This is a genomic window from Flavobacterium gawalongense (assembly GCF_007097265.1).
Lineage (GTDB): Bacteria > Bacteroidota > Bacteroidia > Flavobacteriales > Flavobacteriaceae > Flavobacterium > Flavobacterium gawalongense.
On sequence record NZ_VJZP01000009.1, the window covers coordinates 82514 to 96394 of the forward strand.

Sequence of the window (13881 nt, forward strand, 5' to 3'; positions counted from 1 at the left end):
CAAAAACTAAAAAAATATTTTAAGGTGTGTGTCATTTTCGTTATCTATATTACTTTTTTCAACCGAGATGTATTGTATCCATTTTTCATCAGGAACCGCTGCATCTGTATGGGTATAAGGATTTGAAGTGTTTAACGTAAAAAGCGTCTTAAAACCGCAAGCTCTTGATACAAAAATATCGGCTCTGGTATAATCGAACTTTATATTGTCTTCGTTTACCAATGCTGGATTTGCATTTCCTGAATTCAGTGTAAAATTATAACTGGTGGTATCCTCGTTGGTTTTCAATGGAATAGAAATGGCGTTTCCGCTAGTCAGGTATTTTGATTCACCGGTTGCACTCGTATTAAAAATAATTCCATCGGTCATTCCTGCACCAACCACTTTTAGATTCGTCACGTTTTTCAAAACCGCGGGATTCGTAATATCATAAAAGGTAATGACCAGTCTGGGCGTTGTAGCTGTATTTGCATCGCAAATATCATCTTTCTCACAGCTGGAGAACGATAGCGCTAAAGCGAATGCCAATAAAATTATTTTTTTCATTTACAATTTGTTTTTGTGTAAACCGGTGCGCAATAAGATAACTGAAGGAAAAATTTCAATATTAATATCAATCACAATATCAATGACAATTTTTCAATCTGCAATCTGAATTCTGTAATCTTCAATCAAAAATCAATTATCGTCTTTCCAAAAGTACTACATTTTCAACATGGTGTGTTTGTGGAAACATATCTACCGGACGTACCCGGGTTACTTTGTATTTTTCATCCATCAAAGCCAAATCACGTGCTTGTGTAGCCGAATTACAACTAACATAAACCACTTTTTCAGGAGCAATTTTCATAATTTGTTCAATTACATCTTTGTGCATTCCGTCTCTTGGCGGATCCGTGATAATCACATCAGGATGACCGTGTTGTGCAATGAAACTATCGTTAAAAACGACTTTCATATCTCCTACAAAGAACTCACAATTGGTAATTTCATTGCGTTCTGCATTTAATTTAGCATCTTTAATCGCCTCAGGAACACTTTCCACACCAATAACTTTTTTGGCGTTTTTAGAAACAAATTGTGCAATCGTTCCCGTTCCGGTATATAAATCATAAACGATTTCATTTCCTGTAAGTCCAGCGAAATCTCTCGTTATTTTGTATAATTCATACGCTTGATCCGAGTTGGTTTGGTAAAAAGATTTCGCATTAATGCTAAATTTCAAACCTTCCATTTCTTCCAAGATGTAATCTCTTCCTTTGTATAATTTAATGTCGGTATCGTATAAAGTATCGTTAGCTTTATTATTGACAACGTATTGCAGCGAAGTAATCTGAGGGAATTTCTCGTAAAGATGGTCTAAAAGTAATTCTCTATTGGCTTTGTCGTTTTCAAAAAACTGAATCAAAACCATAATTTCACCGGTCGAAGCCGTTCGCAACATCAAAGTTCTAAGCAATCCTTCGTGATCTCTTGGATTAAAGAAAGTCAAACCATGCGCATTGGCAAAATCCTTTACTTCGTTTCTAATCGCATTCGATGGGTCTTCCTGCAAATGACATTTGTTGATGTCCAGGATTTTGTCCCACATTTTCGGAATGTGAAAACCAAGTGCGTTTCTGTTTCCTAAATCTTCGGTGCTGTCAATTTCTTTTTCGGTTAACCAACGACTGTTCGAAAACGAAAATTCCATTTTGTTTCTGTAAAAAAACTGTTTTTCCGAACCTAAGATTGGCTCAAATTCCGGAAGTTCTATTTTTCCAATGCGTTGCAAATGGTTTTTTACCTCATTTTGTTTGTAATACAACTGTTGGCTGTACTTCATGTTCTGCCATTTACAACCGCCACAAACACCAAAGTGCTCGCAAATAGGTTCTACACGATGCTCTGAATATTCATGAAAATGAACCGCTTTTCCTTCGTAATAGGCCTTGCGCTTCTTGAAAGTCTGCACATCAACCACATCACCCGGAACCACATTCGGGATAAAAACTACTTTTCCGTCGGGAGCCTTTGCTACCGATACGCCCTTTGCACCAGCATCAAGGACTTTTATCTGATGAAAGACAACTTTGTCTGTATTTTTCTTTGCCATAGCGCAAAAATAAGCGTTTGAATGGTTTTATAAATTCAAATTGGGAAATATTTTTAATATCAAGTGTTTTTTATTTGAGCCCAATTCCGCTTTCCGCTGCAACCCCGACCCCAATGTCATTAAGTTAAGAGGTTTTACAAGTCACTTCGAGGCTTAATTTTTTTACAAAAAAAAAAGCAATATATAATGACGTATTATACCTATCGTCTGGACATAAGTCTAAAAATAAACACGAATTTCACAAATTGCCACGAATTCATTCGTGAAATTAATTTCACGAACTGTATTAGCCGCATAGATTTGTGAAAATTAGTGGAATTCGTGTTCAAATTTAACCTTTACTATTTGTGTCCATACGATAGGTTTTATATTAGTTTTGAAAAAACGTCAATGGTAGTGATTTTGAATAGTAATGCGATAGCTTTACTATTCAAAATAGTATCGTGAAGTCTTTAATATCAAAAGGTTCTCGATACTTCGTATAAATTTTCTATCGCAAATTTTTACTCAACTCGAACTGACGAATCCTTAACTGAATGGCATTGGGCTCGTGCCTGTGGGGAAACCGCTGTTTCAAGCTGCACTTCTTTTGTTATTTGTCGTCACTTGTTTTATTTTTTGTTTTCTGTTACAAACCAAGATGCAATAAATGCTGTAAATGTCCCGAAAAGTCCAACACCAGCAGTCATTAAGATTGCTGCAATTATTCGTCCTTCGCTTGTAACCGGAAATTTGTCACCATAGCCAACTGTCGTGATTGTAACATAAGCCCACCAAATTGCATCTTCAGCAGTTTTAATATTACTGTTAGGGTCATCTTCAACTTGTAAGATTGCAATGGATGAAAAGATTACAAGCAAAACAGCAATAATAAATACCGAAGTCAATGCTCCTTTTGCTTTGTTTGCAAAAATGTGATTTACAATTTGTCTTGTCGAACGAAATGCTCTTACCACACGAAGTAATCTTATGAGCCGTAATAGTCTACCTGCTCGAAAAAAACCAACCATTGGAATGCTTGAAACTAAGTCAATCCATCCCCAATGCATAAATTTTAATTTGTTCTCAGCCTTGTAAAAACGAATGCAAAATTCAAAAAAGAAAAATACACAAATAGTGTTGTCAATAACGTTTAATAGGAGCGAAGTTTCAGTAGGAAGAACATAAATAGTATCAATTATTAAGGCTCCCAAAACGTATATTGATAAGATTATTACAGTTAAATTTAATAATCCAATTTTATTATCGGAATTATCAATGCTTATTTCTACCATTGTTTCTACTTTTTCTATGCTCACAATTTTGTAATTTGTTTGATTTTTGGTTACGTTATCGGCTAGACTCGCTTTGCGACTTGATGACCTGTCTGCAAGTTAGAAATATTAATGGAAGAACAAACTTCTGGTTTGTGCTAAACTTATTTTAGAAGAAAACCCTTCAGATTCTATTAGGGAATTTGCAGATTTGATTTGTCAATCGACCGATCAACAGTTTGTTTTCATTGAAACGTTTATCAAACTGATTAAGGATGAAGATGAAATTTCAAAAAAAGCACTTGATACTAAAAACGTACAATTATCGGCTGTTTTATCTCTTGTAGCCGAGCAAGTCGCACAAAAACTGGCAAGTAAAAAGATTAAATTGATTCCAGTTGAGCTTTAAATATTCATTAAAAAATCAAATTTTAGCAACTTCGGGCTGTTTTTCATTTAGCTTTACAGCTTCTTGGTCTACTGTAACTTTAATAGCGTCATAGTTGTCGGATTGAAAGCTAATTAATCCAAAAGAAGTTTCTCCTTTTTTAATGACCTTACCATTAATGTTGTAATCGTTCAACTCTGTTTTAAATTTTTTGTTAGCATTACTCGCGGCAATCATATTTCCAGCGACTAAACCAGGTCCAAGTAACAATCCAACTGGAGTTGAACTCGTTTGTTCAGCAACTCCGTATGAATTAGTTTCTGTAGTGTAAAAATTAATTGGTGATAACAGTAAATAAAATAAGTAGGATGCTGGGCTTTGTTTTAAAGATTTAAAAGTTTTTTCATTTTCCAATAGATATAATTCATTTCCATTTTCAAAACTCAATTTAATATCTCTTCCAAAAACTAAATCTTTTTCGGTGTTGTTTTTTATTTTAATCGCTACTAATCGGAGTCCTTTTTTAGATTCCTTTTTTGCGTATTTTTTACTTAACAAATCGTATTTGTATTCCATCGTAACTCCATTGCTAGTGTTGTTAGAAATATAATTCAGTGTTGTCGGTTTAATCATTTTGTATCCAGAAGCACAGCTGTTTAGTAGTACTGCAATCGATACAAAAAAAATAATTTTTGTTAATTTCATTGGTTGGTTTAGGTTTTTAAAATTTTAATAATAAATTATTGACGCAAACATAAATAAAATACTACAATAAATTAAAGTTATTTATAAAAAAATTCTTGCTTTTTTATTCATAATCATTTTCGCAATTCTATATGTATAGTTTAAATTATATTTTTCTGAATTTGTTTTTTAAATTTTCGTAAAAAAAAACGCTGTTCTTGAAAGTATTTTTTGATAAATAAAGTAAATTTGAGAAAGCTAAAAAACTATAATTATGAAAAGAAATGCAACCGCAGTTTGGATTGGTTCACTGAAAGAAGGAGCCGGGAAACTTACAACACAAAGTAAAACTTTAGAAAATACACAATATTCGTTCAAATCCCGTTTTGAAGAAGGAGTAGGGACTAATCCAGAAGAACTGGTTGCTGCAGCGCACTCTGGTTGTTTTACGATGCAACTTTCTGCTTATATTACCGAAACCGGTTTTGAAATTGAAAGCATCGAAACCAAATGCGATATTGATTTGGTCGAAGGAACGATTATAACTTCACACTTAACGGTAAATGCAAAAATCAAAGGAATAACGGATGAAGTTTTTCAGGAATTGGTTACAAAAGCAGAGAAAAATTGTCCCATTTCTAAATTATTGAATGCAGCAATTTCTACTACAGCTACATTAGTGTAAAAATAAGAATTCATAAAAAGGCTCGATTTACAATTAAATCGAGCCTTTTTATGTTACAGCTTTTTTCGGTCGTTTAATTATAGTTATTCACTTCCTCTTCTTTGAAATACTTATACAACATCGCCATTAATTCGTCCTTCTTGACAGGTTTTGAGATATAATCATTACATCCTGCTGTTATTGCCTTTTCTTTATCGCCAGTTAGCGCATAGGCTGTTTGTGCAATAATGATTACATCTTTATTAAATTTTCGTATTTTTTTGGTGGCTTCATAACCGTCCATTACTGGCATTTGAATATCCATCAATACCAAATCGATATCAGGGTTATTATGACAGATTTCAACCGCTCCAATTCCGGTTTTTGCCTTTAAAATTTCTTTACCAAATTTCTTTATTGTTTGTGTAAGTAATTTTCCTGATATTTCGTCGTCTTCGGCAATTAATATTTTCAGGCTTTTAATTTGCTTTTCTTCATCACGCACCAAATCAGTAATTTTTACCACCTCTTTTACTTCCTGTTCACAATTGTAAGGAATGGTGAAATAAAATATGGAACCTTTTCCAATTTCGCTTTCTACCCAAATTTTCCCGCCTAACATTTCCACAAAAGCTTTTGAGATGGATAAGCCTAATCCGGCTCCTTCATAATTTCGGGTTAGCGATTCACTACCTTGTCTGAACCTTTCAAAAACGATTTCCAATTGTTCCTGCCGAATGCCAGTACCTGTATCCTTTACAAAAAATTCCAGTTCAAAGGGTTCAAAAAGATAGCCAGACATGCCCGCTGCCCTTGGTTTGGCAGGCTTTAAATTATAGCCAAATTCAATAGAACCGCTATGGGTAAATTTTATAGCATTTTTAACCAGATTGGTAAGAATGGCATAGATTTTCTCACGGTCTGTTTTAATCAGGGCCTCTTTTGATGGTAATGTGTTTTTAAAGGAAAGCTGCATGTTTTTAGCATCAATCTCTGGCTTAAAGAAGGTATAGATGTATTCAATCTGCTGGTTGATATTTGTTTCTGAAATTAAAATTTTCATCGATCCCGATTCTATCTTCGAAATATCAATAATATCGTTGATGATATTGAGCATACGAGTACCACTTCTCTCTATAATGCCAATATACTCTTGCTGTTCTTCACCCGTTAAGCTAGGTTCTTTAAGCAATTCGGCAAAGCCCAGAATACCGTTCATAGGAGTACGGATCTCATGGCTCATATTGGAAAGGAATGCCGATTTTAGACGGTCGCTTTCTTCGGCTTTTTCTTTGGCGATTATAAGTTCCTCTTCAATCCGCTTACGCTCGGTAATATCTTGAATGGTACCAATCATTTTTATTGGCTGATTTTTTTCATTATAGAGCACTTCACCTAATGCGTGAACCCATCGTTCTTGTTTATCGTTTTTTCGAATAATTTTATATTCTTTATCAAATTTGCATTTATGTGCAATTACTTCATTCCTAAAATAATCCAGTATTATTTGTAGCCATTCCGGATGAACAATCGAATTCCAATCCTGTGTTGATTTATCATAATTAGAATTAATCCCCAAAATAGCATCTAAAATATCTGAACTTGTCCAAGTACCATTTTCAATGTTTATAATATAAGTGCCAAGACGTGCAATTGTTTGTGTTTCTTTTAAAAACATTTCGCTGTTCTTTAACTTCTCTTCAGCCAGTTTGCGTTCGGTAATGTTACGGGTGTGGGAGAGGTGTACCGTCTTGCCGTGGTACTGCAAAGGCACAGCGTTGGTCTCCAGCCAGTGATGGCCACCCTTAAGACCCACCAATTCGAATTCCATTTGTACGGATTCGCCGGCAATTACCCGTTTATGCATTTTGATAAAGGCGCTGCGGTATTCAGCGGTGATGAGACCAAAGATCTCTTGCCCAGCTACCTGTTCCATTGAATCAGCCTCGATTATAGCTAACCCAGCCGGATTCATGAGTAACAATCGACCCTCTGCATCCACTATCTTGATGCATTCGGGCTCCGCTTCGATGATAGTTCGCAGGTGGTATTCGCTTTCGATGAGCTTCTTCTTAGCATGTTTGCGCTCGGTGATATCCCGTATTGCCCCATCGATATGGTTTGGATTGCCATTGGCATCGAAAACTAAACGGGCGTTAATTGAGACATGCTTTGTTGTGCCGGTTTTTGTCTTAAGTTTTAATTCATAATCCCGGAGTTCTCCATTTTTCATTATTACGTTAAGCAGTATAATTCTGTCGTCAGGGTTATAATAGAGATTATGCACGGGGGTGCCTATGATTTCATCCCTGACGAATTCAGAGAAATGTTTAATTGATGGACTTATTTCGAGAACAATCCCTGCAAGGTCAGTTTGATAGAATACGTCTTGTATATTTTCGAAAATGGTGCGGTATTTTTTCTCGCTTTCTCTTAACTCATTTTCAGTGAGTCTGTGTTTTGTGTTGTCAGACTTAAGCATTTCATTTTTAGCATTTATTATAAATAAAAAAAGGAATGCCAATAGCAATGACACAATTAACGCACCGGATTCAATTATTTTGAATAATAAGATAGTATCCCATGCCTTTGCGTTAAAATCCATCGCAAATACGGCAATGGTCTTTCCTGTAACTTCATCTTTTATAGGAATAAGCACGCTTATCCATGTTCCCCATCTATCGGTAACGGAATCTGTAACAAATTCTTTTCCATTGTCAAAAGGTAGGCTATAAGCCAAGTCAGCTTCAGTATATTCCTGTCCAGGAGGTGAATAATCTTTTGATTCAGCAGGTTCGGAATCTGCAATAAAGTATATTTTTCCGTTTTGTTTGGTATATATATAAGCAAATCGGGCTTTGGTATTGACGCTAATTATTGCTTTCAAGGTATTTTTTATAACCTTATACTGCGGGGTATCAATATCGCTTGGTTTTCCTTTAAGTGTTTTTAAATTCTCTTTTGGCAACATTATTTCAATGGATCTTGCAATTTGCAATACTTCGTCAGCCTGGTCATTTTTAAATTGTTTCCAAGTGTAATGGAAATATATCACACCTAAAATTAGAATTAGGAATAACACTGTTTTTTGTAAGGTTACTTTTTTTAGTTTAATTTTTTTCATAAACACCTAAGATTATCGTTTATTTAATTATACGGTACTGTGATGATTGTCCCGATAGCGTTGTAAAGGATTCTATAGTTGTGCTAATTGATTTTTAGCACTCTACAAACATAGTGATTTTCCTTACTAAAATCTAATGATAATTATTAACAAAATAACACTTGCAATTCTTTAATACTTTGCTAACGAACAAGAAACGATATTTGAGATAAAATATATTTTCCATTATTGGCTTAGTAAACTGTTTTCCGAAATTTGATAATTTATTGTCTTTTTTTTTGAATCTAACTATGAATTTTATTTCATAACGATGTTTTTGGTGTGTCGCTATTTTCGGACGGCTAATTCATAAAAAAGGCTCAATTTAAGTTAAATCGAGCTTTTTTATGAATTTATAAATCACACAGGTTTTCTTTCTTTCGTAACAACTCATTACCAAAGCTGATGTATTTCGGGCTTGATATAACGCTCATAAATTTCATTCATCGCTGCAATTTTTTCATAGGTCAATTTTGGTAAATCATAAACCGATAAATTGGACAATACATGACTTTCGTTTGATGCGCCAGGAATAATACAACTCACTTCATCAAAACTCAAAATCCACTGCAAAGCAATAGGAGCCAGATTTGTTGCTTCAGGAAATAAAACTTTCAATTCTTCTACTGCTTTTAATCCCAGTTCATAATTTATTCCAGAGAATGTTTCGCCTTTGTCAAAAGCTTCTCCATTTCGATTAAAATTACGGTGATCTTGAGTGTCAAAAGTTGTTTTAGCATTAAATTTTCCTGTCAGAAGTCCACTGGCTAGTGGAACTCTTGCAATGATACCAATATCACGTTTTAATGCTTCTTTGAAAAATAGTTCGGTTGGACGCTGACGGAAAAGGTTAAAAATAATCTGTACCGTTGTTACATTTGGGAATTCAATAGCTTTTAGTCCTTCTTCCACTTTTTCGACACTAACGCCAAGATTTAAAATCTTTCCCTGCTCTTTCAAACGATCAAACATTTCAAAGATTTCCGGACGGTAAAATACTTCGGTTGGAGGACAATGCAATTGTATTAAATCCAATGTTTCCAATCCGGTTCTTCTCAGACTGTCTTCTACGAATTTTTGTAGCACTTTTGGTTGATAGCCTTCATTGACATGCGGATTGATGTGTCGGCCACATTTGGTAGCGAAATAGATTCGTTCAGAACGAGAACGAACCACTCGGCCTACGGCGGTTTCACTCAATCCGTTTTCGTAAACATCAGCAGTATCAATAAAATTCACGCCATTATCAATAGCAGTATTGATTAACTCATCTGCGGTTTTATCATTAAAAGGAGAACCCCATTTTCCGCCAACTTGCCAAGTGCCAAGCGATATTTCGGAGATTTCAAAATCTGTTTTACCCAGTCTGCGATAGTTCATTTTTTAGTATTTATTTTTTACAAGAATCTATTTTTGCTACAATAGCTCGTTAATATGTAGGTTTAAAAAAAAGAGGATTTATTTCAATGCTAATGTTATTGCTTCTTCGGCAAGTGGCGCCATGATTTGATAGCCTGCTTTGTTGGGATGTACGCCATCATTTGAATAGGAGGTCAGCAGCCCTTTTCTTCCGTCTACCATTGCCGAATAATAATCAAGATATACAATGCCATTGGCATTGGCATAATTTTTTAATAGTTCATTTAGGGCTACAATTTTTTCAGCAGGATTTTGATTGGGTTTCCAAGGAAAATCAAAAGCAGGCAACACGGAACATAGAATCACTTTAATCTGGTTTGCTTTTGCCAATTCGGCCATCGAAAAAATATTGTTTTTGATCATATCTAATGTTGCAGGACCTGTATTGCCGGCAATATCATTTATTCCGGCTAAAATCACCACTACGGCTGGTTTTAATGTAATAACATCGGCTCTGAAACGAACTAGCATCTGGGGTGTGGTTTGTCCGCTAATTCCGCGATTTATATACGGTTTCCCCGAAAAGTATTCGGAATTTACCGTTGCCCAAAATTCGGTAATCGAATCGCCCATAAATACAATCCTTTTTTGTCCTGCTTCTGCTGGTTTGAGATTCATATTTTCGTTTTGGTATTTATTTAAATTTGGCCAGTCCTGAGCCTGTGCTTTTCCTCCCATAAAGATTGATAAAAATAGAATGCAGTATATTAATGTTGTATTTTTCATTTGTAACGAAATTATAAAGTTGTAATTCAGAAGAGGAGTTTCATTGGATTAAAATAAAAAAATGCTCTTGTTGAAATTGAATCAGCCTTCCTTTTATATCGGAAAGATACTTAAAAGGAAGGCTGTTTTATAAGGTCAAAGTGATTTAATCAAACAAATCCGAAGATAAATAACGATCGCCACGGTCACAGATAATAGCAACAATCACTCCCGATTCTAAAGTATTGGCTATTTTTATGGCTGCTGCAACCGAACCACCGCTGCTCATTCCCGCAAAAACGCCTTCTTCGAGAGCCAAACGTTTGGTCATCTCACGTGCTTCTTGTTCGGTGACTTCAATAATCGTATCTACTTTTGAGCCATCGAAAATTTTAGGTAAATATTCTTGAGGCCATTTTCTGATTCCCGGAATTTGGGAACCATCACTTGGTTGTGCACCTACAATTTGAATTGCCGAATTTTTCTCTTTCAAATATGTAGAAGTTCCTATAATCGTTCCTGTAGTTCCCATAGCGGAAACAAAATGCGTTACAGTTCCGTCAGTATCATTCCATATTTCTGGGCCTGTCGTTTTATAATGTGCTTTCCAGTTGTCCTCATTCGCAAACTGGTTTAACATGATATAACCACCTTCGGTCACCTTTTTATCAGCATAATCTCTGGAACCGATAATTCCGGTGTCAGCAGGCGTTAAAATCACGGTGGCACCATAAGCGCGCATGGTTTGAGTTCGTTCTTTGGTAGAATCCTCCGGCAGAACCAATTCAATTTCGATATTGAATAATTGGGCAATCATCGCCAAAGCAATTCCGGTATTTCCACTGGTTGCCTCAATGAGTTTATCTCCTTTTTTGATTTCGCCTCTTTCCAGTGCGGATTTAATCATATTGTAAGCCGCTCGATCTTTTACGCTGCCTCCGGGATTGTTTCCTTCGAGCTTTAGTAAAAGTTTTACGTTTTTATTTTTTATCAAATTAGTAGTCTCCACCAAAGGGGTATTTCCAATCAGGTCTAATAATTTTTGTGGTTTCATGCTAATTTATCTCTTTTATTTTTACTTCTGTGGTAGTGGTATTAAGTACAATTGAATTTACCGGAATAGATTTGGTAACCCATGCATTTCCTCCAATTATACTGTTTTTACCAATGGTAGTTTCTCCGCCCAAAATAGTTGCATTGGCATAAATACAAACATTTTTCTCCACGGTAGGATGTCTTTTTGCATTTTTCATGTCTTTGCTTACACTCAACGCGCCTAGAGTTACCCCTTGGTAAATTTTCACATGTTTTTCAATGACAGTGGTTTCTCCAATTACAATTCCGGTGGCATGGTCTATGAAGAAAGGTGATGCGATAGTTGCACCTGCGTGAATGTCTGTACCTGTAATACGATGCGCGTATTCACTCATCAATCTGGAGAATAGTAGTAGGTCTAGTAAATACAATTCATGACTTAATCGGTAAATGGCGATTGCGTAAAACCCAGGGTAAGCCAAATATACTTCCTCAATACTGTTTGAAGCAGGATCGTTTTCTAGAATATAGGCAGCGTCCTGATTCAGTTTTTCAAGCACAGAAGGCAAGGTTTCAAGGTATTTGTCCCAAATTGAATCGCATAATGCATGCGGCTTTTTGCAGGCAATTGCTGAGATTTCTTTGAATTGTTGTTCCAGCTCATCGACGCTTTCATTCAAAGGCGCATTGGCATCAAATAGCGTATAGAATAATTTTTCAGCAAAGGCTTCCGTTTTTGTCTTGATTCCGTAGTTGATGGAAAAGTGGCTCTTTAAAGCGCTAATATTTTTGATAATCAGATCTTTTGTCACGATTATAGGTTTGAATTGTTAATTTAAAAGGATAAAAGTAAGGCGTTTTTTAGAAACAGTGGCAACAATAATGCAAAGAAATTGGCAGATTGAATGAGAATGGAATGTTTTTTTTGATTGGTAACATATTTGAACAAATTCTAAAAAAATATAACAAAAAAACGAAGCTGTCTTGGATTATCCGTTTGTTGTTTTGCACGTTTACAAAAGGCTAAAATTTATTAAACTATCGTTTTTGGTTTTTTAGGAATGGTAAAAATAAAACTCGAACCATAGTTTCCGTCAGATTCAATATGAATACTTCCCAATTTTCCTTCGATGATTTTTTTTACAATAGACAAGCCAATACCGGTGCTTTCCTTAATATCTCGGGCTAAAATGGTTTGAAAAACACCAAATACTTTTTCCTGGTATTTTTTAGGAATTCCGGGTCCATTGTCTTTTATGGTAAATTGATGAAAGTCAGGTAATGAAACATAAGTACATTCAATTTTTCCAATAGGTTTGTCGTTATATTTCACTGCATTGCCTATCAGGTTACTGAAAATCTGATGCATTAATATTTTTTCTGTACTAATAATGGGGAAATTGTTGTCAATACTAACTTCAAATCCTTCATTAGGAACAATTGTTTCAACTATTTCTTCCAGCATTTTATGTAAATCGACCCTTTCAAGTTCGATATTTGTTGTTCCAATGCGGGAATATTCCAGAATGCCATTAATTAAGTTTTCCATTCTTAGAATTCTTCCCTGTAATAATTTGAAATTTGAATTTGTCTCGTCAGAAATATTGGTTAAATCTTCAATAATCCATTCCGAAAGACTATAGATTGCTCTTAATGGAGCCTTAAGATCATGAGAAACAATGTAAGCAAATTGATCCAATTCATCATTCTTTTTTTTAAGGACTAATAAGGCATCTTGTAATTTTTTTTCTTCTATTTTTCGGTTAATAATGTCATAATTAAGGATTTTATTCTTGTCCATTATTTTAAATAAAAATAGTGATGTGATTAGAAATAGCAGTACTAATAAACTGGATTGAAATACTTCGAATAGTAAGGCATTATTCCATGACTTTGCGTCAAAATCCATACCGTATACAGCAATGGTTTTACCGGAAACTTTATCTCTTATGGGGATATAAGCACTAACCCATGTTCCCCATCTATCAGTAGAAGGTTCTGTGATAATATCATTTCCGTTATTGATGGCTTTGAAAGTAGGTTCGTCTGCTTCTGTGTATTCTTGTCCGGGAGGAGAATAATCTTCAGAACTCTCAGGTTCTGAATCAACCATGAAGTATATTTTGCCATTTTTCTGGGTGTATAAATACGCAAAGCTTGCCTTGGGATTAACACGGATTATTGCTTTCAGACTATTTTTTAAAGTCTGGTAATCGGGCTTGTTAATATCTGACGGATTTACTTCAAGTGTTTTTAAAGCTCCTTTTGGTAAGGCTGCTTCAATAGATCTTGCAATTTGTAATACGCTGTCAGTTCGTTCCTCTTTAAATCTTGTCCAGGTATAATAGAGATAAATCATTCCCAAAATAAGAATGAGAAAAAAAACGATTCTTTGTAATGGTGCTTTTTTAAGGTTAATTTCTTTCATAGATGCTGAAATCAGTGTAGGCGTAACTGAGTTTTGGGTTTGATATG

General features: G+C 35.0%; 11 protein-coding genes. 1 reads left to right on the forward strand and 10 read right to left on the reverse strand.

Annotated elements, in window-relative coordinates; translation table 11 throughout:
- Positions 1–6: 6 nt before the first annotated feature.
- The 4 genes from FNW38_RS07140 to FNW38_RS07155 all read right to left on the reverse strand — a co-directional run bounded on the left by FNW38_RS07140 (position 7) and on the right by FNW38_RS07155 (position 4441).
- Positions 7–546 carry a DUF6452 family protein gene (locus FNW38_RS07140; RefSeq protein ID WP_143386459.1) on the reverse strand — a complete coding sequence of 180 codons (540 nt, stop codon included), beginning with the start codon at positions 544–546 and terminating at the stop codon, positions 7–9.
- A gap of 136 nt (positions 547–682) precedes the next feature.
- Complete coding sequence (gene rlmD / locus FNW38_RS07145; protein WP_143386460.1) at positions 683–2095, reverse strand: 23S rRNA (uracil(1939)-C(5))-methyltransferase RlmD; 1413 nt, start codon at positions 2093–2095, stop codon at positions 683–685.
- Positions 2096–2706: 611 nt separating this feature from the next.
- Positions 2707–3393, reverse strand: a complete 687-nt coding sequence (locus FNW38_RS07150) for a potassium channel family protein (protein WP_235890163.1) — start codon at positions 3391–3393, stop codon at positions 2707–2709.
- Positions 3394–3772: 379 nt separating this feature from the next.
- Positions 3773–4441, reverse strand: coding sequence for a hypothetical protein (locus tag FNW38_RS07155; RefSeq protein ID WP_143386461.1), 669 nt, complete (start codon positions 4439–4441; stop codon positions 3773–3775).
- A gap of 253 nt (positions 4442–4694) precedes the next feature.
- On the opposite strand from FNW38_RS07155, the gene FNW38_RS07160 reads away from it, so the two are divergent.
- Positions 4695–5105 carry an OsmC family peroxiredoxin gene (locus FNW38_RS07160; RefSeq protein WP_143386462.1) on the forward strand — a complete coding sequence of 137 codons (411 nt, stop codon included), beginning with the start codon at positions 4695–4697 and terminating at the stop codon, positions 5103–5105.
- A 73-nt stretch (positions 5106–5178) separates the two neighbouring features.
- Here FNW38_RS07160 and FNW38_RS07165 read toward each other — a convergent pair whose 3' ends face one another.
- The 6 genes from FNW38_RS07165 to FNW38_RS07190 form a co-directional block, all read right to left on the reverse strand.
- Positions 5179–8208, reverse strand: coding sequence for a PAS domain-containing hybrid sensor histidine kinase/response regulator (locus FNW38_RS07165; RefSeq protein ID WP_144265599.1), 3030 nt, complete (start codon positions 8206–8208; stop codon positions 5179–5181).
- A 432-nt stretch (positions 8209–8640) separates the two neighbouring features.
- Entirely contained in the window at positions 8641–9627 is a 987-nt protein-coding gene (locus FNW38_RS07170) for an aldo/keto reductase (protein ID WP_143386464.1), read from the reverse strand.
- A gap of 78 nt (positions 9628–9705) precedes the next feature.
- Positions 9706–10392 carry an SGNH/GDSL hydrolase family protein gene (locus FNW38_RS07175; RefSeq protein WP_235890164.1) on the reverse strand — a complete coding sequence of 229 codons (687 nt, stop codon included), beginning with the start codon at positions 10390–10392 and terminating at the stop codon, positions 9706–9708.
- A gap of 145 nt (positions 10393–10537) precedes the next feature.
- Positions 10538–11425 carry a cysteine synthase CysM gene (cysM, locus tag FNW38_RS07180; RefSeq protein ID WP_143386465.1) on the reverse strand — a complete coding sequence of 296 codons (888 nt, stop codon included), beginning with the start codon at positions 11423–11425 and terminating at the stop codon, positions 10538–10540.
- Between the two features lies 1 nt (position 11426).
- Positions 11427–12218, reverse strand: coding sequence for a serine O-acetyltransferase EpsC (epsC, locus tag FNW38_RS07185; protein ID WP_143386466.1), 792 nt, complete (start codon positions 12216–12218; stop codon positions 11427–11429).
- Positions 12219–12439: 221 nt separating this feature from the next.
- Entirely contained in the window at positions 12440–13834 is a 1395-nt protein-coding gene (locus FNW38_RS07190; protein WP_143386467.1) for an ATP-binding protein, read from the reverse strand.
- Positions 13835–13881 lie beyond the last annotated feature (47 nt).

Excerpts from the sequence above, each read along its gene's own strand:
- FNW38_RS07140 (WP_143386459.1), bottom strand. The coding sequence starts at position 546 with ATGAAAAAAATAATTTTATTGGCATTCGCTTTAGCGCTATCGTTCTCC.
- rlmD (WP_143386460.1), bottom strand. The coding sequence starts at position 2,095 with ATGGCAAAGAAAAATACAGACAAAGTTGTCTTTCATCAGATAAAAGTC.
- FNW38_RS07155 (WP_143386461.1), bottom strand. The coding sequence starts at position 4,441 with ATGAAATTAACAAAAATTATTTTTTTTGTATCGATTGCAGTACTACTA.
- FNW38_RS07160 (WP_143386462.1), top strand. The coding sequence starts at position 4,695 with ATGAAAAGAAATGCAACCGCAGTTTGGATTGGTTCACTGAAAGAAGGA.
- FNW38_RS07165 (WP_144265599.1), bottom strand. The coding sequence starts at position 8,208 with ATGAAAAAAATTAAACTAAAAAAAGTAACCTTACAAAAAACAGTGTTA.
- FNW38_RS07170 (WP_143386464.1), bottom strand. The coding sequence starts at position 9,627 with ATGAACTATCGCAGACTGGGTAAAACAGATTTTGAAATCTCCGAAATA.
- FNW38_RS07175 (WP_235890164.1), bottom strand. The coding sequence starts at position 10,392 with ATGAAAAATACAACATTAATATACTGCATTCTATTTTTATCAATCTTT.
- cysM (WP_143386465.1), bottom strand. The coding sequence starts at position 11,425 with ATGAAACCACAAAAATTATTAGACCTGATTGGAAATACCCCTTTGGTG.
- FNW38_RS07190 (WP_143386467.1), bottom strand. The coding sequence starts at position 13,834 with ATGAAAGAAATTAACCTTAAAAAAGCACCATTACAAAGAATCGTTTTT.